This window comes from uncultured Desulfovibrio sp. (assembly GCF_944324935.1).
Taxonomy (GTDB): Bacteria; Desulfobacterota; Desulfovibrionia; order Desulfovibrionales; family Desulfovibrionaceae; genus Desulfovibrio.
In genome coordinates, this window is the sequence record NZ_CALUYG010000040.1 from 1 (window position 1) to 25,073 (window position 25,073).

Below are 25,073 nucleotides of genomic sequence, written 5' to 3' on the forward strand. Positions count from 1 at the left end.
CTCCAACAACGTATACCCTATCAACCTGATTCATCTGGTACAGCGTGTGCCCAGCTCTCATGTTCCTCATCTCCCCCTCGCAAAAATATTCCCTTACGAAAAGGAAAGGCCGGTTTTCCCGCGTATCGCGCGGGAAAACCGGCCTCTTGCAAGCGCAGGAGATACCTGTCAGCCGTTAGGGCTTGAGGCCCATTTTCATCACGGCCTGCATGCCGCCCATGCTGTTGGAGAGGTCGGTGAGGCCGTGGCGGGCCAGCACCAGCAGGGTGTCGTAGGCGCGCAGGCCGGTATTGCAGATGAGGGCCACCGGGCGGTCCTTGGGCACTTCATTGATGCGGGCGCGGATCTCTTCCAGCGGGATGGAGTGCCAGTCGGGGTATTGTTCCTGCACGGCCTTGCCGGCTTTGGCCGGGCGGGCGTCGATGAAGAAGACGTTGTTCTCCGCGCGGTGATGCCAGAGGTCCATGAATTTGTCGGCGGTGATGGGGGTGAAGCGGCCGGCCAGCACGTTGTCGGCCACGTTGGCCACCACGTTGACCACGTCCATAGCGCCGGCGAAGGGCGGAGCGTAGCTGATCTCCAGGTTGGAGATGTCGTCCACCGTGGGTTTGGCGAACTGGAGCGCCCCGGCCACGGCGTCGATGCGGGCCTTGAGGGCGTCGCCGGCGGTGCAGGCGCCCTGCATGCCGAGGACGCGGCGGGTGGCCTTGTCCACCACGATCTCCAGGCTCATAAGTTCCTTTTCGGGGTAGAAGTGGGCGCGATCCACCTGTTCCACGCTCACGGCCACGGCATCGAAGCCTTCCTTGCGGGCCTTGTCGATGGTGAGGCCCACGCCGCAGAAGGACATATCGAAGAGTTTGACGATCCAGGTGCCCACATAGCCGGGGAAGGTGGCCTTGCCGCCGGCGAGGTTGGTGCCGATGACGCGGCCCTGCCGGTTGGCCATGCTGCCCAGGGGCAGGTAGCCGGGTTTGCCGGTGATGAGGTTGGGGATGGAGACGCAGTCGCCGCCGGCATAGATGTCCGGGTCGGAGGTCTGCATGTATTCATTGACGGAGACGGCGCCGAAGGGGGTGACGTCCAGGCCGGCATCCCTGGCAAGCTGGCCGTTGGGGGTGAAGCCGGCGGCAAAGATGACGAGCTGGGCCTCGATTTCGCGTTTGTCGGTCACGACTTTGCAGACTTTGCCGTCCTTGCCTTCCAGGCGCAGCACTTTTTCGCCGGTGTAGACGTCGGTATTGTGCTTGGTGCAGTCCACGGCGGCCATGCGGGCGAGCTGGGCGGAGAGCACGCCGGGCAGAATCTGGTCCATCATTTCCACCACGGAGACCTTGACGCCCCACATGTCCGCCAGGGCCACGGCGGCTTCCAGCCCGATGAAGCCGCCGCCCACGACCACAGCCTGCTTGACGGAGCCGTTTTCGCAGGCATGGCGGATGGCTTCAGCCGCTTCGAGGCGGGTCAGGGAGAGGACGTTGCCGAGGTCGTGTCCTTCCACGGGGGGGATGCGCGGGCTTGCGCCGGTGGCCAGCACCAGCTTGTCGTAGGAGAGGGTCTCTTCCGCGCCGGTCACCACATCTCTGATGCGTACGGTCTTGGCCGCGCGGTCGATGGCGGTGGCACGCGTCTGGATGCGCACGGTCACGTCCTTGAGTTCGGCAAAGAACCTGGGATCGCGGATGACGTTGTACGGCGTGGCGCGCAGGTCGTTGACCGTATTCACTTCGCCGGAGACGTAGTAGGGGATGCCGCAGCCACCGTAGGAGATGTTGACGTTTTCGTCGATGAGGGTCACTTCGGCGTCGGGCAGGAGGCGCTTGCAGCGACAGGCCGCTTTGGGGCCGAGGGCAACGCCGCCGATAACAAGGATCTTCTGAGGCATGTCATGTTCTCCTGTTAGGAGTTGAGGGGGAATCAGGAGGGTTGACGCGAGCGCAAGTGCCGTGCGTCGCCTACCCTGACGGTGATCTTTTCCCTGTCCATGTATTCGAGCAGGGCGATGAGAAATTTGCGTGACAGGCCGGTGATCTCCTTGAGGCCGGCAAGGTCGAGATCGTCATGGGCGGCAAACCACTGCCGGGTCCGGGACAGGATCTCCTCCAGCGGGGCGGCGGCATAGTAGAGGCCGTCGGCCACGCGGACGAGCGCCTTTTCCTCGCAGAGCAGGCGCAGTACCGGGGCGGCCTCCTTCTGGCTGACGCCAAGTTCCGCCAGTACGTCCTTGAGGTTGGGCGGGGCCATGCCGCCCGCCTCATGGGCGGCCAGCAGCTTTTGCCGCAGCCCCTGCTGATCGCCGGCCAGCGACACGGTATGCGAGGGCAGGCGCAGGCCGTCGCCTTCCTGGACGAGCAGGCCCTTTTTGACGGCGCTTTCCAGGACGCGTTGCACCAGCCGGGGCGGGAGATCCTTGCTCCAGCCGGCGCAGATGGCGCCCTGACCGTGGCTCGGCTTGAGGGGGTGCTTGCGGTGGAGTTCCGCGGCGCGTGCGCAGGCGGCCTGCATGAGCTGGGTGAAGGCTTCCCCGTCTATCCACTGGCGTTGTTCCTTGTTCCAGCAGAGCAGTTTTCCTCGTGAGGCCAGATCCACGAGCAGTTTGTGCAGCTGCGGCGCGGGCAGGCCGGAAAGCGCCTGGAGCGTCGGCACGTCGCAGCCCTGGATATGGCGTATGGCCATGATGGCCAGCACAAGGGCCATGCCCCCGTCCTCAGCCAGATGGGCGGGCGTGGCCAGTGCGGCAAGCTGGCGGAACGTCTCAAGGTTATGGGCCCGGCGCGGATCGCGGGCGCGCAGCTCCGGCGGCAGGGGGGAAACGATGCTGCCGCCCGCCACGGTGCGCAGGGGCGAATAGGCCCGGATGACGCAATGATCGCCGAAGACGCCGGCCAGCGGCTGGGAAAAGCGCAGTTCCGCAAGGCAGGATTCGCCGGGAGCGAGGCGGTCCCGGTCGAAAAAGACGACGCGTGCGGCGCATTCCTGCGTACCGTGGTGGAAATGGACTTCCGTGCGCTGGCGCAGGGCGCGGGGGGCGGACGGCAGGCAGATCAGTTGCAGCAGCCAGCGCCGGGAAGGGAAAAGGCTGCCGGGGCGGGCAAGCACCTGCCCGCGGTGCAGGCTGTCCGTTTCCGTCCCCTGGACATTGACGGCGCAGCGCTGGCCGGCACGGACGACTTCGGCGGTCTCGCCGTGGCGTTGCAGGGCCCGCGCGCGCACGGCGACGCCTTCGGGCATGGCCACGAGTTCCTCGCCGCTCTCCAGGCTGCCGGAAATGACCGTGCCGGTCACCACCGTACCGTGACCTTTCATGCCGAACACGCGGTCAATGGGCAGACGGAAGAGGTCCGTGGGGCGGCGGGGCGGGATCCCGGCCGCACAGCGGTGGATGTATGCGCGCAGGGCGTCGAGGCCTTCGCCCGTGACGGAGGAGACGGGAAAAATGGGGGCATGTTCGAGGAAGCTGCCCTTGAGGAAGGTGCGGACGTCCTCCTGCACCAGTTCGAGCCACTGGGCGTCCACCATGTCGATCTTGGTCAGGGCCACGAAACCGCGGGTGATGCCGAGCAGGGTGCAGATGTCGAGATGTTCGCGCGTCTGGGGCATGACGCCTTCATCGGCGGCGATGACCAGCATGACGAAATCCACTCCCGCGGCCCCGGCCACCATGTTCTTGACGAAGCGTTCGTGGCCCGGCACATCGACGATGCCCAGGCGTTCGCCGTCGGGGAGTTCCGCCCAGGCAAAGCCCAGCTCGATGGTGATGCCGCGCCGTTTCTCTTCTTCGAGACGGTCGCAGTCTATGCCGGTCAGCGCGCGCACCAGCGAGGTCTTGCCGTGATCGATGTGTCCCGCCGTGCCCAGTACAAGCGCCATGCAACAACTCCTTTCCAGCGAAAGCGTCGGGAAGATTGCACTGGATATAGCCTGTTCCGCTGACAAGCGCAATGCCGGGGCGCTCCGGCGGGGAAAAAACGTGTCCGGCGGGCGGCCGTCAGGAACGGCTGGAGCAGCGGCTGTCCCGCTGTCTGACGGGCCTGCCGGTATGGTATTCCAGCCAGTAGCGCAGGAAGGTGAAGGCGTCGGCATGGTGCAGGCGTTTTTTTTCCTGCATGCGTATGTCGGCCGTGTGGATGGTGCTGTACAGATCCGCCGCGTCCTCGCCGTTCCAGGTGGCATGGCCGATGCCGAGAAAGAGCGGCAGGCGGCTGTTGTTGCGGTTGTATTCCCGAAGGGACTGCTGGATGGCGCGGGCGTGCTCCTCCGCCTGGGCGGCGGTGCAGGTGGGCAGGATGATGATGAACTCGTCTCCCCCCAGGCGGATGAGGCTGTGGGGGGCGCTGATGCTCCGTTGCAGCAGGCGGCTGGCCGCGATGAGCAGGCGGTCGCCCGCATCGTGGCCGAGGGTGTCGTTGATGAGCTTGAGGCCGCTGACGTCGCAGTAGATGACGCTCAGCGGCAGGGAGAGCCGGCTGTTCCAGGAGGAGGCGTTCTGGGTGAGGAACTCGCGGTTGTAGAGGTCCGTGAGCGAGTCGGTGAGGGCTTTGTGGCGCAGGCTGGCCTGGATCCGGCGATGCAGGGAAAGGTCGGTATGCAGGGCGATGATGCGTGTGGCCATATCCCGTGCATCCCGCTGGACGACCTGCCCGCGCTGCATGACCCAGAGGAAGCGGCCTTCCTTGTGGCGGAGGCGGCAGCAGCATTCAAAATAGTCGCCGCGAACGGTGGTGGTGGCGACGGTGCGCTGCAGGGTCAGGATGCGGGACCTGTCGTCGGGATGCAGGGCGTCGATCCACGCGCCGACCTCATTGGGCAGGTCATGTTCGCCGGCATAACCCAGCATGGTCCGGTAGTGCTGGTTGAAGAAGATGGCGTCCGTCTGAGGGTTCCAGTCCCAGAGGCCGTCCTCGGAGGCCAGGGGAAAGGGCAGGGAACCTTCATCGGGCAGGGGGAAGAGAGGGCTTCCTTCTTCCGGCAGGGTCGGGCCGGGCCGGGAGGAGGCATCCGTGATGCCGTGCAGGCTGCCGCCCACCATGATGGCCCGGCGCTGCTCGTTGCGCAGCAGGACGGCCCCGTGGGCCACCAGCACGCTGCCCTTTCGCGGCCCGCTGTGCACGAGGAAGGTGTCGCGCAGGCGGTCGCCCATGTCCGTATCGTGGAGGATGTCCTCAAGGCTGGTGTTCTCGCCGATGGAGCCGAACATCTCGCGGATCTCGTCACGCAGGATGCAGACGCGTTCCGGCGGCAGGCCCAGCAGGCGGCGGCAGGTCACGTCAAGATGGATGAGATCCCTGTCGCCGTTGTAGAACCAGAAACCGCAGGCATCCGCCGTGACGTGGGGGGAGAGGGGGCGGGAGGTCATGTCAGCTTGAATCTCCTGGAGCGGGAAAGGGACCTTTTTCGCGGGCAGCGGGCCCCGTACCGATGGCATCATTGTATGAATTCGGCATGGTCTGTCAATATTTCGCGGCAAAAGCGGCGGGATTCCACGGAAAAAGGCTGGGATTGATGCAAAACTCCCATTTTTTGTACGAATGACAACGGTTTAACAGGGGATGCGTCAGCCGTCGCGGCGACACGGCAAGGAGCGCCCCGCGCAGGGGGGCGGGGACGGACCCGCCGGGATGGCCGCCCGCGCGAGCTGGGTCAGTCGCGGCGGGAATCGAAAAGCGAGACCGGATGGCTGGTAAGGGCTTCGAGCCAGCATTTGAGCTGGTGGTAGGTGGTCTCGTGGGCGAGGGCCTTGTTGCGGAGCATATGATGATCGGCCCGGGCGATGGTTTCCGAGATGTCCGCGGCCGCCTTCTCCAGCGTGGCGTGGCCCACGGAGATGAAAAGGGGCATGCACCCTTCGGTGTCGTTATGTTTCTGGATGGCGACCCGGAGATTGAAGACCAGCTCCTCCGCCTGCAGGGCGGAACAGCGGGGCAGCACCACCAGAAATTCGTCGCCCCCCTGGCGGATGGTCACATGCGGCGTCTTGATGGCGTTCTTGAGCAGATGGGCGGCGCTGATGAGCAGGGCGTCCCCCACGTTGTGCCCCAGTGTGTCGTTGACGAGCTTGAGGCCGCTGACGTCACAGTACAGGATGCTCAGGGGCAGATGGGGCGGCTGGGCCCACTCCCTGACGTGCATATCGAGGCTGGCGCGGTTGCCGAGCCCGGTGAGCTGGTCGCTGTAGGCTTTTTCCAGGAGGTTTTCATGGTCCTGCTGGGAGGCGGAGATGTCGGTGATCATGCCCATGACCCGCAGCGCGCGGCCCTGCGTGTCCCGCCGCAGGACCTGCCCGCGGCAGAGTATCCAGAGATAGTCGCCCCGCGAGCCCCGCAGCCGAAAGGTGCATTCGAAATAATTGGCCCCGTGGGGTTCCACGATATTGTACAGCGCCCGGTTGGCCCGCATGCGGTCGTCCGTGTGGATGATGTTCTCCCAGGCCTCCATGCTATTGGGGAACTGCAGGGGGGAATAGCCCAGCATGGCCCGAAAGCGCGGACTGTATTCCACCCGGCCCGTCTTGGGGAACCAGTCCCACATGCCGTCGCCGCTGATGTCCAGGGTCAGCAGGGCCATGTCGGGATTGACGCCGGGGTCGTCCACGCCGGTATCGCTGAGCAGGCGGATATTGCCCACGAGGCTCAGGGCGCGTCCATCGGCATCCCGTCCCATGACCGAGGCGCGCACGGCGCACTGTCGCCCGCTGTAGGGACCGGCATAGAGGGTGATGCTGCACAGGAGCACGTCGCCTTCCGCCGGGCTTTCGACCACCTGCTGGAAGAGGCTCTCCTCCTCGGGGTCGATGTGCAGCAGGTCGCGGAGCTCGCTGCCGGGCATGCTGCGCGAGGCCGTGTCGGTGCGGCCCACAAGGGCCAGACAGTCCCGGTCCAGCCAGAAGATATCCTGTGCCGGAGTGAACTGCCAGAAGCCGGGCAGAAGCGTCGTCGGGGAGGAAAGCAGTGGACTCACAACAGGCAGCCTGACCACGTTCGGAGGGAAAACGTTACCTTCAATGTACGGAATGCGGTCGGGAGCGTCAATACTTATCCGCCGGAAAGCGTGAAAGGTCGCACGGCCCGCGGCGCTCCGCCCGTCGCCTCCCTGCGGAAAGGCAATGGGGCAGGGCCGTTACACGACCCTGCCCCATATCTGTCCATTACATGGCATGGCGGCCGGACGGCGATCAGGCCAGATGGCGCACCTCGCCGTACCATGCGGCGGCCTGTTCCAGCAGGGCATTGCTGCGGGCGGCAAGGGCCTGTGGATCCTTGAGGTAGCCGTCCTGCAGCAGGCAGGCGTCAAAGAGACATTCCACCATGTCGCTCAGGGTCTTGTCCGCGGCATCGGCCTTGTACATGCGTAGCAGGCTGCGCAGCAGGGGATGGTCGCGATTCACTTCCAGCACCTTGATGGGCAGGGAGTCGTCCTTCTGCATGACGCGCAGGAATTTTTCCATGCTGGAGGTCATGCCGCCGTCTGGCGAGACCAGCACGGCCGGACTTTCGGCCAGACGATGCGACACGCGCACGTCCTTGACGCGATCGCCGAGGATTTCCCGGATGCGGGCCAGCAGCTTGTCGAAGGCGGCACTGTCGTCCTCGGAAAGCGGCGCGGCGGCGGGCCTGTCCGCATCGGCCTTGTCGGCGAAGGCATCCAGCGCGTCGTCGGCCGCCGTCTCCACGGAGGTGAATTCCCATTCCTTGTAGGCATGCAGGCCGTCCATGAGGAACTCGTCCACCGGCTCATACAGGTAAAGAACCTCGATGCCCTTCTTGCGGAAGCGCTCCAGATGGGGGCTCAGGCGCGCGGCTTCCCGGTTGGGGGCCGTGACGTACCAGATGGTCTTCTGGCCTTCCGGGGCGCGGGCCATATACTCGTCCAGACTGCTCAGGGCCTCGGCGTCCTCGAGGGCGGAGGTGTTGAAGCGCAGCAGGGCGGCCACGCGCTCCCGGTTGGGGAAATCCTGATACCCGAGCTTGAAGACCCGGCCGTGCAGCTTCCAGAAGCGGGCGTACTTCTCAGCGTCGCCGGCGGCCATTTTTTCCAGATGGCCGAGGAGCTGCTTGACGATGGTCTGATGGATCTTGCGCAGCACCACATTCTCCTGAAGGGTCTCGCGGGAGATGTTGAGCGGCAGGTCCTCGGTATCCACCACGCCCTTGAGGAAGGCGAGGTATTCCGGCAAAAGCTCCTTGTTGCGGTGCTGGATGAGCACCCGGCGGCTGTAGAGGTCGAGCCCCCAGTAGTCGCGGTCCATGCCGAAGATGTCCTGCGCGGCGTCCGGGATGTAGAGCAGGGCGGTGAACTGCACCGGCGCGTCCACGGCGATGTGCAGCACGTCCAGCGGGGCCTTGGCGTCGTACGTCAGATGTTTGTAGAAGGCGTCGTACTGCTCGCGGGTGACGGCGCTCCTGGGCTCGCGCCAGAGGGCGGGCTGGGTGTTGATCTTGTCCTCGCCCACGAAAATGGGGAAGGGCACGAAGGCGGAATGGTTGCGGATGACGGATTCCACCCGGAACTTTTCGGCGAATTCCGCGGCGTCCTCCTTGAGGTGGACGACGATGCGCGTGCCGCGCTTGAGTTCCCCGGCCTCGCAGGGGCTGACGTCGAACGTGCCCAGCCCGTCGCTGACCCAGACATGGGCCTGGCCGTCCTCGCCGAAGGCGGGCAGGGAGGTGACTTCCACCTTGTCGGCCACCATGAAGACCGAATAGAAGCCCACCCCGAAACGACCGATGATGTTGGACGCGTCCGCGGGCTTGCCGTCGGCGGCCTGCGCGTCCAGTTCGGCCAGGAAGGCTTCGGAGCCGGACCTGGCGATGGTCCCCAGGTTCTCGGCGAGCTCGGCGGCGCACATGCCGAGGCCGCTGTCGGTGATGGTGAGGGTACGGGCCTTTTCGTCAAGCGTGATGCGGATCTCCAGCGGCAGATCGGGCTCGCGCGGCGTTTCGCCGCGGCTCGTGCGAAAGCGCAGCTTGTCCAGCGCGTCCGAAGCGTTGGAAATGAGCTCGCGCAAAAAGATTTCACGATTGGTATACAGAGAATTGGTGAGGATGCGTAAAACCTTGCGCACCTCGGCCTTGAATTGCTGTTCAGCCATGATGCAGCCTCCTGTCATGAATACCTCGTGAAGTAAGTCCGCCGGAGGATTCGTCAAGCCCGCGTGCGGCAAGGGGAAGATGGTTCGTGCGGCTGTGTGGTTTTATTTTTTGTGGGGGGAGGCCGTATGAGGCGCGGCGAGAGGCGGGGACAGGGGGACGTCTGCCGCCATCCGGCAAGAAAAAAAGGAAATATCTCCCTGTGCCAGCCCCGGCGCGCACCAGCGGGCGAAGGGAAAAAGCCGACGCGGGGGAAGTTGTTAAAAAAGAAAAGCTAAACAAATTAATGTATTATATACCTTATCAGGATTTGCTCTTGCCTTATGAAACGGAGCGGTATACTAGGTGGGCAACTCAGGAGGATGTCTCTATGGATGACGTTATACTGCTTTCACGGCTACAATTCGCTGTCGCCGTCTTTTTCCATTTCATCTTCGTGCCGCTGACGCTGGGGCTGTCGCTGCTGATCGCCCTCATGGAGACGTGGTACGTCAAAACCGGCAATGAGGCCTGGCGCCGGCACGCCAAGTTCTGGGGCAAGCTCTTTGTCATCAACTTCACGCTGGGCGTAGTGACGGGGATCACCCTGGAATTCCAGTTCGGGACCAACTGGTCCCGCTATTCGGAATATGTGGGCGACATCTTCGGGTCGCTGCTGGCCATCGAGGCCACGGTGGCCTTTTTCCTCGAATCCACCTTCCTGGCGGTCTGGCACTTCGGCTGGAATCGCGTGGGCAAGAAGGTGCATCTGCTCAGCATCTGGCTGGTGGTCATCGCGGGCAACCTGTCCGCCCTCTGGATCATCCTGGCCAACGGCTTCATGCAGAACCCGGTGGGCTATGTGATCCAGAACGGCCGCGCCGAGCTTGCGGACTTCTTTGCCGTGCTGTGCAACCCCTATGCCTGGGGCATGTACGCCCATACGCTCATGGCCGCGTGGATGCTCGCGGGCTTCTTCGTGCTGGGCGTGTCGGCCTGGCATCTGCTGCGCGGGAGCCATACGGACTTTTTCCGCATGTCCTTCCGCATGGCCGCCCCCATCACGCTGATCCTCGCCGTGGCGCTGGCCGCCACGGGCGACCTGCAGGGCAAGACCGTCGCCCAGCTCCAGCCGGCCAAGCTGGCGGCCATGGAATCCCACTGGGAGACCACGACCAACGCGCCTTTCTACATGCTGGTGCTGCCGGATGTGGAAAATGAGCGCAACAGCGTGGAAGCCATCGGCATCCCCGGGCTTATGAGCTGGATCGCCTACGGTGACGCCGATGCCGAAGTGAAGGGCCTCAAGGACTTCCCCAAGGAGGACCGTCCGCCTGTCGCTCCGGTGTTCTGGGGCTTCCGGGCCATGGTGGGCCTTGGCGTGCTCTTCCTCATCCTGGCGGCGGCGGCCACCTTGCAGCGCAAGCGCGACATGCCGTGTTCCGGCCTTATGAAGGCGCTGGTCTGGAATATCCCGCTGCCGTACGTCAGCATCGCCTTCGGCTGGCTGGTGGCCGAGATGGGCCGTCAGCCCTGGATCGTCTATAATCTCATGCGCACCAGCGACGCCGTGTCGCCCGTGCCCGCGGGCAACGTGCTCTTTTCGCTCATCGGCTTCATCGTCGTGTACACCCTGCTGGGTGTGCTCGACATCTGGCTGCTGCGCAAGTATGCCTGTAAGGGTCCCGAGGAGGTCTAGTCATGCTGGAAACACTGCAAATCGTCTGGTTCATCCTCTGGGCGCTGCTCTGGGCCGTCTACTTCGTGCTGGACGGCTTCGACCTCGGCCTCGGCTCCCTGCTGCCCTTCCTCGGCAAGAACGAGGAAGACCGCCGCATCATGTACAATGCCGCCGGCCCCTTCTGGGACGGCAATGAAGTGTGGCTCATCTCCGCGGGCGGGGTGACCTTCGCGGCCTTCCCCACGGTCTATGCGGTGATGTTCAGCGCCCTGTACGCGCCCCTGCTGCTCCTGCTCTTCGCGCTCATCTTCCGCGCCGTGTCCTTTGAATTCCGCGGCAAGGTGGAGAGCGCCGCCTGGCGGGGCTTCTGGGATATCATCCACTTCCTGTCCAACCTTGTGCCCTCCATCCTGCTGGGCGTGGCCTTTGCCAACCTCTTCATGGGCATCCCCGTGGATGCGGAGGGCGTCTATCACGGCAACCTCCTTGGTCTGCTCAATCCTTACGGACTGGCGGGCGGCATCTTCTTCCTCGTGATGTTCATGCTGCACGGCTCCCTGTGGCTGGCCATCAAGAGCGAAGGCGATCTCCAGCTGCGCGCCCTGGCCACGGCCAGCCTGCTCTGGCCCGTCATGCTGGTGCTGCTGCTGGTCTTCCTGGGTATGACGTGGGCCTATACCCGGCTTTTCGACAACTTCTTCGCCCAGCCGGCGCTCTTCCTGCTGCCGGTGGTGGCGCTGGTCGGGCTGGTGGGTGCGCGGATCATGCTGCGTGCCGGGCGGCTCTGGCTGGCCTGGGCCTGCAGCGGCCTCTACATCGTGGGCGTGACCTTCTTCGGCGTGGCGGGCATGTTCCCCGGCATGATCATCTCCTCGCTGGATCCGGCTGCCACCCTCACGGCCTACAACGCCTCCTCCACCGAGCTGACGCTCACCATCATGCTGGGTGTGGCGCTGGTCATGGTCCCCATCGTCCTCATCTACCAGGCCTGGGCCTACCACCTCTTCCGCAAGCCGGTGACGGCCACTGACCTGAAGGACGAACACGCCTACTGATCCCGCCCCGGCGGACAGGCGCAACCACGGCGGCTCCCGAGCGATTCGGGGCCGCCGTTTTTTTTTGCATGGCCCGCCTGAGCGCGGCGGCCGGCCGCAAAAATGGTTAGCGAAAAAGGAAATAGTATTCACTATGTTATGCGTATTGGTTTAAAGGTTATCGCTGTTTTAAGAATGGTTGCGAAACAGGGTGTATAATGGTTGACATTGGTTGAACCGGCCTGCATAGTGGTTGCAAAGGAGAATGAGACAGATGGACGCCCTTTCCGACAAGACCCCTCAGCGCAGCTACGAACCCCTGTTGTCCCGTTTGCGGGCCTTCATGGCCGAGCTTCAGCTCAAGCCCGGCGACAGGCTGCCGCCGGAACGCAGCCTGGCGAGCACCTTCGGGGTTTCCCGTAACAGTGTGCGGACGGCCATCCGCACGCTGGCCGAGCAGGGGGTGCTGGAAAGCCGTCATGGGGACGGGACCTATGTGCGCAGCAGCAAGACGGATTTTTTGGAGCAGGCGCTGTTGTCGGCGGTGGATTCGGAATGCGTCATTTTTGATGAGGTCATGGAGTTTCGACGCATCATGGAACCGTCCATCGCCCGGCTGGCGGCCCGTCGCCGCACACAGGAGCAGCTTAACGAGCTCAAGATCATCGTGTGCGATCAACAGCGGCGCCTGCTCATGGATGAAGGCGACGGCGATCTGGACGCGCAGTTCCACCAATGTCTTGCGCGCTGTACCGGCAACAGCCTGCTGAGCACCACCATGCAGCGGCTCAATGCCGTCTACCAGCCCGGCCGCACGGACGACCTGCGCTCGGAGGAGTGGCGTCAGTTCTCCATCAGCTCGCACCTGCGCATCATCGACGCCGTGGAGCGGCAGGATGAGGACGCCTGCGAGCAGGAAGTGCGGCATCATCTTGGAACGATCTCGGAACGTCATCCACTGGTCAAGGCGAGGGAATGAGCATGATGGCAAGCATCGTATCATATGGTCTGCTGGGGCTTGTGGCCGGGGTGCTGGCCGGTCTGCTGGGCGTGGGCGGCGGCATCGTCATCGTGCCCATGCTGGTGTTCGCCTTCGGGCGTGCGGGCTTCCCGTCGGAAAGCATCATGCTGCTGGCGCTTGCCACGTCACTGGGCAGCATCATGTTCACTTCGGTCTCCAGCGCGCTGGCGCACTGGCGACGCGGCGCCGTGGACTGGCTGTCCGTGCTGCGCATCAGCCCCGGCATCGTACTGGGGACCTTTGCCGGAACCTATGTGGCCGTGCTGCTGCCCCGTCGCTTCCTGCAGATCTTTTTCGTGATCTTCCTGACCTATGTGGCCGTACAGATGCTGCGCGGCAGCAGGCCGCGGGCCACACGGACGCTGCCCGGCGCATGGGGCATGGGAGCGGCCGGCGGCGTCATCGGGCTCATCTCCAGCCTGGTGGGCATCGGCGGCGGGACCCTTTCCGTGCCTTTCCTCACCTGGCACAACGTGGAGATGCACCGGGCCATCGGCACGTCCGCGGCCATCGGCCTCCCCATTGCCGTGGCCGGCTGCTGCGGCTACCTGATCAACGGTCTGCACGCGACGGGCCTGCCGCCGTATTGTCTGGGCTACCTCTATCTGCCCGCCCTGTTCCCTCTTGTTGTTTGCAGCATGCTGACGGCTCCGCTGGGGGCACGCATCGCGCACCGGCTGCCCGTCAGCCGGCTCAGGAGCGCGTTTGCTCTGCTGCTGATCTGCGTCGGCATCAAGATGTTGCTGGATGTCCTGTAGAGTAACGCGTTACCGGACCTCAACCGCCAAGGAGCAATCATGAGAAGCTGTACAGACATTACGACCGGAATCATCCTGCTGGGATTGTGCGGGGTTGGCGCATGGAGCGTCAGCAACATCCCCGAAGCGCCCACTGAAGGCGTCGGCCCGGCGACCTTCCCCACCATCGTCCTCGTCATCCTGGCGGCCCTGAGCCTGGGGCTTCTCGTCAGGGGGCTGTTCTCCGCCGGTCGGCACAAGTGGCCCGAGGCGGCCATCCTCAAGAAGACCATGTGCTTCATCGGGCTCTTCCTGGCCTATCTGGCGGGCATCGTCTATCTCGGCGACTTCTTCGCCACCATGGAAAATCCCCCTTTCCACAGCGGCATGGGCTTTTCGGTGAGCACGGTGCTCTTCCTGCTGCTGGCACTGCCGCTGCTCGGGCGTCGCCGCCCGCTGGAAGTGGTGCTGGTTGCCTGCCTGACGACGGCCGGCGTGGTGGCCGCGTTCGGCGGATTCTTCCAGGTCCTGCTTCCCTAACCGCCGGAAAAGGAGATACCCATGTTTGAACCCATCCTTGAAGGTCTGACCAACGCTCTTTCCCTGGGCAGCCTGCTTGCCAACCTCATGGGCGTGGCGCTGGGCATCATCTTCGGCGCGCTGCCCGGGCTGACCGCCGCCATGGGCGTGGCCCTGCTCATCCCCCTCACCTTCGGCATGCCGGCCATCGAGGCTTTTTCGGCCCTGCTGGGCATGTACTGCGGCGCCATTTACGGCGGCTGCATCACGGCCATCCTGGTGGGGACGCCCGGTACGGTCTCGGCGGCGGCCACCATGCTGGAAGGGCCCTCTCTGACGGCGCGCGGCGAATCCCGCCGGGCCCTGCAGATGGCCACCTGGGCGTCTTTTATCGGGGGGATGTTCAGCGCGCTCGTGCTGGTGACCGTGGCGCCGCTGCTGGCCAAGGCCGCCATGAGCTTTGGCGCGCCGGAATATTTCGCCGTGGCCGTGTTCGGTCTGACGGTGGTCTCCTCCCTGTCCACGGGCAACATGCTCAAGGGCATGATCTCCGCCTTCATCGGGCTCTTTCTGGCGACCATCGGGCTTGATCCCATCACCGGCGACCTGCGTAACACCTTCGACAATCCCAATCTCTTCAGCGGGCTTTCGCTGGTTCCCGTGCTGGTGGGGCTCTTCGCCATGTCGCAGGTCATCGTGACCGTGGAGGATGTCTTCCGCGGCGTGACGCTCAAGGGCGGCAATCTGTCCAGCAAGGGCCTGAGCCTGCGCGACATGAAGGACAACGTGGTGAACTTCCTGCGCTCGTCCGTCATCGGGACGCTCATCGGCATCGTGCCCGCCACCGGGGTGAGCGCCGCCACCTTCATGGCCTACGGCGAAGCCAAGCGCTTTTCCAAGCATCCCGAGATGTTCGGCAAGGGCGCCATTGACGGCATCGCCGCCACGGAATCCTCCAACAACGCCGTGTGCGGCGGCGCGCTCATCCCGCTGCTGACCCTCGGCGTGCCCGGCGACATTGTGACGGCCATCATCCTGGGCGCGCTCATGATCCAGGGCCTCACCCCCGGGCCGCTGCTCTTCGTGGAGCATCCGGTCACCGTGTACGGCATCTTCGCCGCCTTCATCATCGCCAACGTGCTCATGCTGATCCTGGGCCTCATCGCCATCCGCGGCTCCAACAAGATCATCGCCATCCCCAGCGGCGTGCTCATGCCCATCGTGGTGACGCTCTGCGCGGTGGGCGGCTATGCGGTCAACAACAACATGTTCGACCTGCTCATCGTGGCCATCTTCGGGGTGGTGGGCTACCTGATGATCAAGTGCAACATCCCCCAGCCGCCCATGCTGCTGGCCATGATCCTGGCGGGCATCGCGGAGACCAACTTCCGCCGGGCCCTGAGCATCTCCCAGAACGACTACAGCATTTTCTACACGAGCCCTGTGGCCATGTGCATCCTGGCCGTCAGCCTCTTCGTGCTGATCAAGCCCATTTATGACAGCATCCGCGCGGCCCTGCGCGGAGAGAACATCGCCGAGGAATAACGCAGCCATTCCGGGGAGGAACGTATGGAACTTGCACGCTGGAAGGAAGCGCTGGACGGCTGGTTCGGCGCGCATGAGACGGAAATGTATGCCCTGCTTGAAAAGCTCGTGAACATGGACAGCTTTTCCCATGACGGCGGGGATGTGGACAAGGTCGGCGAGGTCATTGCCGGACACATGCGGGAGGCTGGCTTTGCCGTGGAGGTGCTGCCGCAGGCCCCCATTCCGGCCGACGAGCAGTGGATGTCCTGTCTCGGCCATGTGGTGACGGCGCGTACCCATGCGCGGGAAGCCGGGCCCGGCGTGGTGTTCATGGGGCACATGGACACGGTGTTCCCGGCGGGGACCGCGGCGGCGCGTCCCTACCGCATGGATCGTCAGGCCGACAGGGCAACGGGCCCCGGCCTGCTGGACATGAAGGGCGGGGTGGTCATGAACATGTTCGTGGCCCGGGCCCTGAAGGAGCTGGGCCTCATGGACGTGCCCATGACGTTGACCTTCTCGCCCGATGAGGAGCTGGGTTCGCCGACGACGAGCTATCACCTCGGCCGGGAGCTCAACGGCGCGCATGCCGTCATGTGCACGGAACCGGGCTATGTGGGCGGCGGCGTTTCGGTGGAACGCAAGGGATCGGGCCATATGCTGCTGGAGATCGAGGGCAAGTCGGCCCATGCCGGCCGCAATTATGCCGACGGGCATTCGGCCATCCTCGAGCTGGCCCACAAGATCCTGGCCTATGACCGGCATGTGGACCTCGACAGGGACATGACGGTTAATACCGGCCTCATCTCCGGGGGCACGTCGGCCAATTCCGTCGCGCCTTTTGCCACCGCCCGCATCCATCTCACCTATCCGACCTACGAACTGGGCCAGGAGCTGGTGCGCGCCATCCGGGAGGAGACCGACAAGACCCATGTGACGGGGACGCGCTCCCACATCAGCGGCGGGCTGCGCCTGCTGCCGCTGCGCCCCACGCCCAAGGTCATGGCCCTGTACGAGCTCATCCATGCCGCGGCGGACTGCATCGGCTACCCCTGCTCCCTTGAACGTTCCAAGGGCGCGGCGGAATCCGGCTACTGCTGCAGCGTGCTCGATCTGCCCACCGTCTGCAGCATGGGCCCGGAAGGCACGGGCCTGCATACGCCTGAGGAATACATCATCCCGTCCACCTTCCTGCCGCGCGCCAAGATCCTTGCCCTGGCGGCGCTCCAGGCCGCACGAAAGTTTTCCGCGTCACCGAAGGTCACTCTGTAACCTCAACATCAACCAGTCAGGATGTTTGCCATGAAGAAGCTTCTTTCCCTTGCCTGCTGCGCCCTTTTGCTCGGCCTTGCCGTGCTGGGCACGTCACGTCCGGCGCTGGCCGCCTATCCCGACCGTCCGGTCAACATCATCATCCCCTTCGGTCCCGGCGGCGCCGTGGACATCGCCGCGCGCATCATCGCCGAATACCTCCAGGGCAAGGGCATCACCCTGAACATCGTCTGCAAGGGCGGCGGCGCCGGCGCGCCGGCCATGCTGGATGTGGCCCGCGCCCGTCCGGACGGCTACACCTTCGGCTTCCCGGCGGTGCCGACCTTCTGCACCACGCCCCAGGCCAAGCCAACCGGCTACAGCCTCAAGGACTTCAAGGCCGTGGTGCAGATCACGGACATGGTGCTCAGCCTTGCCGTACGCAAGGACTCCGGCATCACCAGCGTCCGCGAGCTCTTCGAGGCCGCCAAGGCCAATCCCGGCAAGATCAACTTCGCCACGCACGGCGCCTTTTCCTCCCAGCGGCTGTATATGCTGATGGTGGAAAAGAAGTTCGGCGGCATGAAGCTGCCGCATGTGGCCTATACCAGCGGCCATGACGTGTCCACGGCCCTGCTGGGCGGGCACATCACCAGCGCCTTCGGCGTGACCACCAACCAGCTGCCCTATGCGCAGGCGGGTGATTTCCGCATCATCGGCGTGACCAGCGGGGAACGCGTCAAGGAACTGCCCGACGCCCCCACCTTCACCGAACAGTTCGACAATGACCCGGCGCTGGTCTTCCCCTCGCCGCACGGCCTGGTGGCGCCCCGCCGTACGCCCGACGACAAGATCATCGCCATGCAGAATCTGATCAAGGAAGCGCTGGCCGATCCCGATGTGCAGGCCAAGATGGCCAAGGCCGGCCTGACCTGCGACTATCTGCCGCACGACGAATTCCAGAAGGTCATCGACAACATGTGGACGACCATCGGCAAGGTGCTCAAGGAAAACAACATGGTCAGCAAGTAGGGTACGCTTCGCCGCGCCGGTTGCCGCCCGCCGGGGTCGGCGCGGCGTCGTACCCGCATGAAGGAGGGTGTTCATGCGTTATCTTTCCGCACTCATTCGGATGCTGCCCGTGCTGGCGCTGGCGCTGCTGCTCAGCCCCGCCGGCGCGTCGGCCGCGCCGGAGACCGTGGCTCTGAAGACGGGCTGGCTCGGCGAGTACGAGGCCTTTCCCGTCTGGTATGCCCGGCAGAAGGGCTGGGACAAGGAAGCCGGTCTGGATGTGGAGATGCTGCGTTTTGACTCGGGCAAGGCCCTCATCGAGGGCATGAAGGCCTACAAGTGGGTCCTTGCCGGCTGCGGCAGCGTGCCCACGGTCTCGGCCGCCTTCGGCGCGCCGTTCGAGGTGGTGGCCGTGGCCGGCGATGAAGCCGCCGCCAATGCCGTGCTGGCGCGCAAGGACGCCAGGTTCGCCGATGCGGCATCCGTACGGGGCAAGCTCGTGCTGTGCCCGCAGGGCACGTCCGCCCATTATACGCTGGTGCAGTGGCTGCGCTCGCTGGGGCTGACGGAAAAGGACGTCAAGATCCGCTTCATGCCGCCGGAACAGGCGCTGGGCGCGTTCCGGGGCGGCATGGGGGACATTCTGGTCACCTGGGCTCCCTACACCTATGCCGCGGAAAAGGAAGGCTGCGTCGTGGCCGCCACGGCTGCCGACGTCAAGGCCTCCCTGCCGCTGGTGCTGCTGGCCGACCGGCAGTTCGCCGAGCAGAACGCGGAACTGGTGCGGCGCTTCCTGCGTCTGTATCAGCGCGGAGCCGCCGTGCTGGCGGCTGAACCCGATGAACAGCTGGTGGTGGACTATGTGCGCTTCTGCAGGGAATGGGCAGGCCGGGAGCTGGACGCCGCCACGGCCCGTGAAGACATGCGGGATCATCGCGTCTACCCGGTGAGCGAGCAGGTGCGGCTTCTGGGCGAAGGGGACGGTTCGCTGCGGGCCGTGCTGAGCGATATGGCCGCTTTCCTTGCCGCGCGCAAGGGTGAAGGCGAAAAGGCGGCGGAACTGCCCGTCATTCGCGCGGACTATCTGCAAAAGTTATCGCAATAGGCTGCCGTTTCCGCAGTCGTTGCCGGGGAAGGGGCCCTGCCAGTCTCCTCCCGGGAGCTCCTTCCCCGCTTGTTTCGCAGGTCGTCCCGCCATGCCGCCGTCAGCGCGGCGGTCAGGGGCGGCCTGTCATCATGGGGCGACAGCCGCAAGGAGGCATGTCATGGAGTTGCAGGATTGCCGTAAGGTCATTGACGAGGCCCTGGCCGGGCAGGAAGCGGAGATGCTGGCCCTGCTCGAGGAGCTGGTGAGCATCGACTCCCCCACGAATTGCGCCGAAGGCGTGCACAGGGTCGGTCAGGTCTGCGCCGACTGGCTGGCCCGGGCGGGCTTTGCAACGGCCTGTCTGCCGCATGCGCCGGTTCCCGAGGATGAGGCGTGGCAGGCGGACCTGGCCAGCCCCTGGACGGCCCGTCATGGCGCGGAAGGGGCCGGGCCGGGCATCGGCTTCATCGGGCATATGGACACGGTCTTCCCCGTGGGGACGGCACAGCGGCGTCCCTTTACCGTGGACCGGCGGGCGGACCGCGTCTACGGCCCCGGCGTGGCGGACATGAAGGGGGGCCTTGTGGCCATGCTCTTTGCGGCCAGAACCCTTGCCGGCCACGGTCTGCTGCCCTGTCCGCTGACGCTGATGTTCTCTTCCGACGAGGAGCTGGGCTCTCCCACCTCCTCGCTGGCCCTGCGGGAGCATCTGCGCGGCGCGCATGCCGTGTTCTGTGCGGAGCCGGGCGGCGTGGGCGGCAAGGTGACGCTTTCCCGCAAGGGCTCGGGGCATATGCACATCCGCGTACGCGGCGTGGCGGCCCATGCCGGGCGTGATTATGCCGACGGCGCATCGGCCATCCTGGCCCTGGCGCACAAGGTGCTGGCCTATGACCGTCTGGTGGATCTGCCCAACGGCATCACGGTCAACACGGGCCTCATCTCCGGCGGCACGTCCGCCAATTCCGTCGCCCCCTGGGCCGAAGCCCGCCTGCACCTCACCTACCGCCGGCTTGCCGACGGTGAGCGTGTGGTGGCGGCCATACGGGACATAACGGCCGCCGAAAGCCTGCCGCGTACCCATGCCACGGCCAGCGGCGGCCTGCGGCTCTATCCGCTGGAACGCACGGCCGCCGGAGACAGACTGTTCGATCTGGTGCGGGAAGCCGGCCGTCAGCTGGGCATGCCGCTGGAAGGACAGCATTACGAAAGCGCCGCCGAGTCCGGTTTCTGCTCCTCGGTGCTGGGCATCCCCACCATCTGCTGCATGGGCCCGGAAGGCGAGCATATCCATTCGGACAAGGAATACCTGGTGCTGTCCAGTCTGGTGGCGCGGGCCAGGCTGCTGGCGCTCTCCGCCGTCATGGCCGCCCGGACAGAGCTTGCCGCTCCAATGGCCTGAGCGCCGGCGGAGGAGAGCGGGGACGGTCGCCCGGGGCGGGTCATCCGTGCTGGGCCGTGCGGGAAAAGAGCTGGATGACCAGCACGCCGGCGATGATCAGCCCCATGCCGATGAGGGCGGGAAGATCCATCTTCTGCCCGAACCAGAAATAGCCCATGAGCGTCACCAGGATGATGCCCAGCGCGCACCAGATGGCATAGGCGATGCCCACCGGCAGATAGCGCAGCACCTGCGAGAGGCAGGTGAAGGAGACGCAGTAGCCCGCGATGCTGCCCAGCGTCGGCCAGAGGCGGCTGAGCTGCTGGGAGGCGTTGAGGCAGGACGTGGCGAACGTCTCGGCGGTGATGGCCACGGCCAGCAGGCCGTAGGCGATGAGCGGGGCTCCCATGACGGCTCCCGGCAGGTAGAGGGCGTGGGACCGCGGGCGGAGGGGCAGGGATATCCTTGGGCCGCCGTACGCTCCGCGGCGGAAGACACACGGCGCAAGGCACACGGGAAAGCAGGGCCCGCGCGGCATGATCCGTCGTCGTGCGGAGGGGCGCGGGCCTCTGTTCCCGCGGCCCCTCCGGGCAGCATATGCCTAGTCCTGATCGTAGTATTCGGCCAGCATTGGGCCGAAGAATTCCGCGCCGTCGCCCAGCTCCTCTTCGATGCGCAGGAGCTGATTGTACTTGGCCATGCGTTCGGAGCGGCAGAGCGAGCCGGTCTTGATCTGCCCGGCATTGACGCCCACGGCAAGATCCGCGATGAAGCTGTCCTCGGTCTCGCCGGAACGGTGGGAGATGACCGTGGTGTAACCGGCTTCCTTGGCCATTTCGATGGTGTCCAGGGTCTCGGTGACCGTGCCGATCTGATTGAGCTTGATGAGGATGGAGTTGGCCACGCCTTCGGCGATGCCCTCGGCCAGGATGGCCGGATTGGTCACGAAGACGTCGTCGCCCACAAGCTGGATGCGGTCGCCAAGGCTGCCGGTGAGCATGCTCCAGCCGTCCCAGTCGCCCTCGGCCATGCCGTCCTCGATGGAGATGAGCGGATATTTGCGGGTGAATTCTTCCAGCCACTGGGTCATTTCGGCATTGTTGAGGCTCAGGTTCTCGCCCTTGAGGACATACTTGCCGTCCTTGTAGAATTCGGACGCCGCGGCGTCGATGGCCAGGGCCACTTCGCTGCCGGGATTGTAGCCCGCTTCCTCAATGGCCTTGATGAGGTAGCTGAAGGCTTCGTCATGGTTCTTGAAGTTGGGCGCAAAGCCGCCCTCGTCGCCCACGCCGGTGGAATGACCGTCCTTTTCCAGGATCTTCTTGAGCACATGGAAGATCTCAGCGCCCATGCGCAGGGCGTCCCGGAAGCTCTGGGCGCGCAGGGGCATGATCATGAATTCCTGGATGTCCAGATTGTTGGAGGCATGCGCGCCGCCGTTGATGACGTTCATCATGGGCGCGGGCAGCACCTTGGCGTTGACGCCGCCCAGGTATTTGTAGAGGGGCAGGCCCAGATATTCGGCGGCCACACGGGCGCAGGCCATGGACACGCCGAGCATGGCGTTGGCCCCGAGACGGCTCTTGTTGTCCGTGCCGTCCAGATCGATGAGGGTATTGTCGATCTGCACCTGATGCAGCACGTCAAGGCCGAGCAGGGCGTCGGCGATCTCGCCATTGACGTTCTCCACGGCCTTGGTAACGCCCTTGCCGCCAAAGCGTTCCTTGTCGCCGTCGCGCATTTCAAGGGCTTCGCGGCTGCCGGTGGACGCGCCGGAAGGCACGGCCGCCCGGGCGCTGTGACCGGATTCGAGAGAGACTTCAACTTCCACAGTGGGGTTGCCGCGCGAATCGAGGATCTCGCGACCGTAGACAGAGGCGATGCTGCTCATGGCTGCTCCTAAGTGTTGGGCTCTCCCGGGGGAGGGCGGGTATGGCGAAAGGCCGTCGCGCGCCCATGCGCTGCGTGCGGCAAAAAACGACGCTCCCTGGAGCTTTTTCATTTGAAACGCATCGCGTTTCAAACCATGCGGCCTGTCGTTTCGCGGAAAAGCGCGGCTTTTCCACCTGCCGTGGGCCGGGCGGCGCTGTGCCGCCTCGCGTGCCGCCTTTTGCAATGGCGAAAGGCCCTAGGCGGGGTCGCATTCATAAAACAGCCGGCGCAGCCCTTCCAGCAGCAGGGAGGGCAGCACCTCGTCAAATACCGGGCTCAGGCGGGCGATGGACTGGGCAAAGCCCCCCGTGGCCAGGATGCGGGTCGTGCCCGGGAGCTGGGGCCGCAGGCGGGCCACGAGGCCTTCCACCATGCCCACGAAGCCGAACACCAGACCGTGCTGGATGCTGGTGGTCGTGTCCCGTCCGATGCTGGGCGTGAGGGCGTCCACCTCGAGGTCCACGCGGGTGAGCTGGGCGGCATGGCGCGCCAGCGCCGCCAGCGCCGTTTTGGGCCCGGGAAAGATGAGCCCGCCCTCGTAGGCGTCGCGGGCGATGCAGTCAAAGGTCACCGCCGTGCCGAAGTCCACGACCATGAGGGATTCCGGCTCCGGGCAGAGGCGGCGGGCGGCATAGGCGCCCACCAGTCTGTCCGCGCCCACCTGTTCCGGGCGGGCGTAGCGGTTTTCCAGCGGCAGGGGAACGTCGGCCGGTACAAAGAAGACGGGCCGCCGGACATAGCGTGTCAGGGCCTCGCGCAGGGTGGGCGTGACGTCCGGGACGACGGAGGACACCATGCAGGCGCGCACGCTGTCCAGCTCCAGACCGGCATGCCCGCAGAGGGTCAGCAGGCCCAGTCCCAGGCTGTCGGCTGTCTGCTCGGCATCGGTACGCAGGGAATAGGTGGTCAGCACACGTCCCGCATCGGCCAGACCGATCTTGGTGGACGTGTTGCCGATGTCGAAAAGCAGGAGTTCCGCCCGCATAGCCGCTCCTTGTCGGACGTTCGGGGGCCGCGCCGCCGCCGGGGGAGCGGCTTCGCGCCGATTGCTGCGGCAGTATGCCAGACTGCCCGGCGACACGCAAGCGCCGCCCTTGCCAGCCGTGGACGAGGCATGTAACATGCTGACGAGATCCGGGACGTTGTCCGCAAGGGGAGACCATGCCGCCCATGCTTTTTTTCCTGCATATGCCGCGTACGGGCGGCACGACGCTCAATACCGTGCTCAAGGCCAATTTCGCGCCCGACGAGATCCTGAGCATCTATCACAAGGAGGAGTACGCGCGCTGCCGGGAGCTCGACCCCGCGCAGCTTGACGGCATCCGGCTCGTCATCGGCCACCTCATGCCCCAGTCCGTGGAGCCGCCGCGCTTCTACGACCGGGAGGTGCGCATCTTCACCCTGCTGCGCGAGCCGGTGGCGCGCATCATCTCCGAGTACCGCTTCCAGAAAAGCTGGCCGGCCAACCATCTGTACGCCCGCCTCAACGCCGGGCAGGTCAGCTTCCGCGACTATCTCACCAGCCGGGAAAAGGGCCTGCGCTACCGGGGACGCAATTTTATGACGCATACGCTGGCCCACTGCTTCCGCGAGGACATGCCCGGGGATGAGCTGCTGGACATGGCCCGGCACAATCTGGAGCATCTCTTCTTTTTCGGCGTGCAGGATCATTTCGACGCCGGCCTGCTCATGCTGGCCGACCGTATCGGTCTGAAGGAGATTTTCTACGAGAAGCAGAACATGCTTAATCCGGCGGGCCTTGCCCCGGTCAGCGCCGAGGACAGGGAACTTGCCGCCCAGTGCAACGCACTGGACAGCGCCCTCTATGACTGGGCGCTGCGACGCTTCGAGGAACGCATGGCCGCCGCCGGGCCGGCCCTTGCCGCGCGCCTGAGGACTTTCCAGGCCGTCAATGCCCGCTTTCACAAGGTCTGCCGCCTCATCGACCGCAAACTGGAGCGGGAGGAGAGCGGCGCCATCATCAACCCCAAGCGCTGACCCCCCGGAGGACGGAGCGGGCAGCAGAACAAGGAGCATCAGTATGGATACGCAGGAACTGCTGGACATCATGCAGCGGCATGGCATCCAGGGCGAGGCCGACAAGGACGGGGACATCCACTTCACCCACGAAGACATCTCCATGACCCTGCTGCATGACGCGGAGGACCCGGCCTACATCTCTCTCGGCGCGGGCTTCGAGGATATCGACGAAGAGCTGCACGACGCCTGCTATGCGCTGGCCGCCGCCATTTCCCAGGCCTACAAGGTCGGCAAGGTCATCGTGTTCGATGACGAGGAGGGCTTTGCCCTGCGCTTTTCCGTGGAGGCGCTGGTGTCGCCGGAGACCTTCGACCGGGACTTCCCCCGCTATCTGGACATCGTGACGGAAATGATCGCCGACTTTTTCGACGCCGCCTCAGGCGACAAGGGTGACTAGATAGTGTCGTCAAATTGTGTTTGCCCATAAGGATATGCACCTGATTTGAACGGCGGCGAGAAAAGAGGAGCATCTTTTGGCATACCGTGTGGCAATTCCCCGCCAGCGTTTTAGATGGAGAAAAGCATTTTCGACAAGATGCCTTACTTTGTAGAGCTCTCTATCATAGTTGCGTAATATTTTACGACTTTTCTTTGGCGGGATGACAACCTGGCAACCGGATTCACCCGCTTTGCGGAGAATATTCTCCGTATCGTAGCCTCTATCAGCCAAAAGCGCTCCGGCACTCAACCCGTCAATCAACGCACAGGCCTCTTTGCAATCAGCTCGGGTACCCTCTGTAACAATAACTCTGACCGGCATACCATGCGCATCCACGGCCAGATGTAT

Annotated in this window: 21 protein-coding genes; 12 read left to right on the forward strand and 9 right to left on the reverse strand. The window is 64.7% G+C overall.

Annotated features, from left to right (window positions below; translation table 11 throughout):
- Positions 1-175 precede the first annotated feature (175 nt).
- The 5 genes from Q0J54_RS09415 to htpG form a co-directional block, all read right to left on the reverse strand.
- Complete coding sequence (locus Q0J54_RS09415; RefSeq protein ID WP_296305218.1) at positions 176-1,885, reverse strand: FAD-dependent oxidoreductase; 1,710 nt, start codon at positions 1,883-1,885, stop codon at positions 176-178.
- Positions 1,886-1,917: 32 nt separating this feature from the next.
- Positions 1,918-3,870, reverse strand: coding sequence for a selenocysteine-specific translation elongation factor (gene selB, locus Q0J54_RS09420; RefSeq protein WP_296305219.1), 1,953 nt, complete (start codon positions 3,868-3,870; stop codon positions 1,918-1,920).
- 118 nt (positions 3,871-3,988) lie between these two features.
- Positions 3,989-5,356, reverse strand: coding sequence for a sensor domain-containing diguanylate cyclase (locus tag Q0J54_RS09425; protein WP_296305220.1), 1,368 nt, complete (start codon positions 5,354-5,356; stop codon positions 3,989-3,991).
- Between the two features lie 284 nt (positions 5,357-5,640).
- Positions 5,641-6,957: a GGDEF domain-containing protein gene (locus Q0J54_RS09430; protein WP_296305221.1), complete on the reverse strand. Its 1,317-nt coding sequence runs from the start codon at positions 6,955-6,957 to the stop codon at positions 5,641-5,643.
- A 214-nt stretch (positions 6,958-7,171) separates the two neighbouring features.
- Positions 7,172-9,088, reverse strand: a complete 1,917-nt coding sequence (htpG, locus tag Q0J54_RS09435; RefSeq protein WP_296305222.1) for a molecular chaperone HtpG — start codon at positions 9,086-9,088, stop codon at positions 7,172-7,174.
- A 368-nt stretch (positions 9,089-9,456) separates the two neighbouring features.
- Here htpG and Q0J54_RS09440 point away from each other — a divergent pair, with 368 nt between their 5' ends.
- The 10 genes from Q0J54_RS09440 (at position 9,457) to Q0J54_RS09485 (ending at position 20,335) form a co-directional block, all read left to right on the forward strand.
- On the forward strand, positions 9,457-10,764 hold the full coding sequence (locus tag Q0J54_RS09440) for a cytochrome ubiquinol oxidase subunit I (RefSeq protein ID WP_296305223.1): 1,308 nt from the start codon (positions 9,457-9,459) through the stop codon (positions 10,762-10,764).
- A 2-nt stretch (positions 10,765-10,766) separates the two neighbouring features.
- Positions 10,767-11,801: a cytochrome d ubiquinol oxidase subunit II gene (cydB, locus tag Q0J54_RS09445; protein ID WP_296305224.1), complete on the forward strand. Its 1,035-nt coding sequence runs from the start codon at positions 10,767-10,769 to the stop codon at positions 11,799-11,801.
- A 253-nt stretch (positions 11,802-12,054) separates the two neighbouring features.
- Positions 12,055-12,759 (forward strand): FadR/GntR family transcriptional regulator, encoded by a 705-nt coding sequence (locus Q0J54_RS09450; protein ID WP_296305225.1) that lies wholly within the window; start codon positions 12,055-12,057, stop codon positions 12,757-12,759.
- Positions 12,760-12,761: 2 nt separating this feature from the next.
- On the forward strand, positions 12,762-13,559 hold the full coding sequence (locus Q0J54_RS09455) for a sulfite exporter TauE/SafE family protein (protein ID WP_296305226.1): 798 nt from the start codon (positions 12,762-12,764) through the stop codon (positions 13,557-13,559).
- A gap of 39 nt (positions 13,560-13,598) precedes the next feature.
- Positions 13,599-14,078, forward strand: coding sequence for a tripartite tricarboxylate transporter TctB family protein (locus tag Q0J54_RS09460; protein ID WP_296305227.1), 480 nt, complete (start codon positions 13,599-13,601; stop codon positions 14,076-14,078).
- A gap of 21 nt (positions 14,079-14,099) precedes the next feature.
- On the forward strand, positions 14,100-15,602 hold the full coding sequence (locus Q0J54_RS09465; RefSeq protein ID WP_296305228.1) for a tripartite tricarboxylate transporter permease: 1,503 nt from the start codon (positions 14,100-14,102) through the stop codon (positions 15,600-15,602).
- Positions 15,603-15,626: 24 nt separating this feature from the next.
- Positions 15,627-16,856 carry a M20/M25/M40 family metallo-hydrolase gene (locus Q0J54_RS09470; protein ID WP_296305229.1) on the forward strand — a complete coding sequence of 410 codons (1,230 nt, stop codon included), beginning with the start codon at positions 15,627-15,629 and terminating at the stop codon, positions 16,854-16,856.
- Between the two features lie 30 nt (positions 16,857-16,886).
- Positions 16,887-17,867, forward strand: coding sequence for a tripartite tricarboxylate transporter substrate binding protein (locus tag Q0J54_RS09475; protein WP_296305230.1), 981 nt, complete (start codon positions 16,887-16,889; stop codon positions 17,865-17,867).
- A 73-nt stretch (positions 17,868-17,940) separates the two neighbouring features.
- A complete protein-coding gene (locus Q0J54_RS09480) occupies positions 17,941-18,951 on the forward strand; it encodes an ABC transporter substrate-binding protein (RefSeq protein ID WP_296305231.1) in 1,011 nt (336 codons plus the stop codon).
- A 160-nt stretch (positions 18,952-19,111) separates the two neighbouring features.
- A complete protein-coding gene (locus Q0J54_RS09485; RefSeq protein WP_296305232.1) occupies positions 19,112-20,335 on the forward strand; it encodes a M20 family metallopeptidase in 1,224 nt (407 codons plus the stop codon).
- Positions 20,336-20,375: 40 nt separating this feature from the next.
- Here Q0J54_RS09485 and Q0J54_RS09490 read toward each other — a convergent pair whose 3' ends face one another.
- The 3 genes from Q0J54_RS09490 to Q0J54_RS09500 all read right to left on the reverse strand — a co-directional run bounded on the left by Q0J54_RS09490 (position 20,376) and on the right by Q0J54_RS09500 (position 23,231).
- Positions 20,376-20,723, reverse strand: coding sequence for an SMR family transporter (locus tag Q0J54_RS09490; RefSeq protein ID WP_296305233.1), 348 nt, complete (start codon positions 20,721-20,723; stop codon positions 20,376-20,378).
- Between the two features lie 192 nt (positions 20,724-20,915).
- Positions 20,916-22,205, reverse strand: a complete 1,290-nt coding sequence (gene eno, locus Q0J54_RS09495) for a phosphopyruvate hydratase (RefSeq protein ID WP_296305234.1) — start codon at positions 22,203-22,205, stop codon at positions 20,916-20,918.
- Between the two features lie 237 nt (positions 22,206-22,442).
- Positions 22,443-23,231 carry a type III pantothenate kinase gene (locus Q0J54_RS09500; RefSeq protein ID WP_296305235.1) on the reverse strand — a complete coding sequence of 263 codons (789 nt, stop codon included), beginning with the start codon at positions 23,229-23,231 and terminating at the stop codon, positions 22,443-22,445.
- A 176-nt stretch (positions 23,232-23,407) separates the two neighbouring features.
- Here Q0J54_RS09500 and Q0J54_RS09505 point away from each other — a divergent pair, with 176 nt between their 5' ends.
- Together Q0J54_RS09505 and Q0J54_RS09510 are read left to right on the forward strand one after the other, a co-directional pair.
- Positions 23,408-24,244, forward strand: coding sequence for a sulfotransferase family 2 domain-containing protein (locus tag Q0J54_RS09505; RefSeq protein ID WP_296305236.1), 837 nt, complete (start codon positions 23,408-23,410; stop codon positions 24,242-24,244).
- Positions 24,245-24,287: 43 nt separating this feature from the next.
- Positions 24,288-24,683, forward strand: a complete 396-nt coding sequence (locus tag Q0J54_RS09510) for a hypothetical protein (RefSeq protein WP_296305237.1) — start codon at positions 24,288-24,290, stop codon at positions 24,681-24,683.
- Between the two features lie 9 nt (positions 24,684-24,692).
- On the opposite strand, the gene Q0J54_RS09515 is transcribed toward Q0J54_RS09510, so the two are convergent.
- On the reverse strand, positions 24,693-25,073 hold a 381-nt coding region (locus Q0J54_RS09515; protein ID WP_296305238.1), incomplete at its 5' end, for an IS5 family transposase.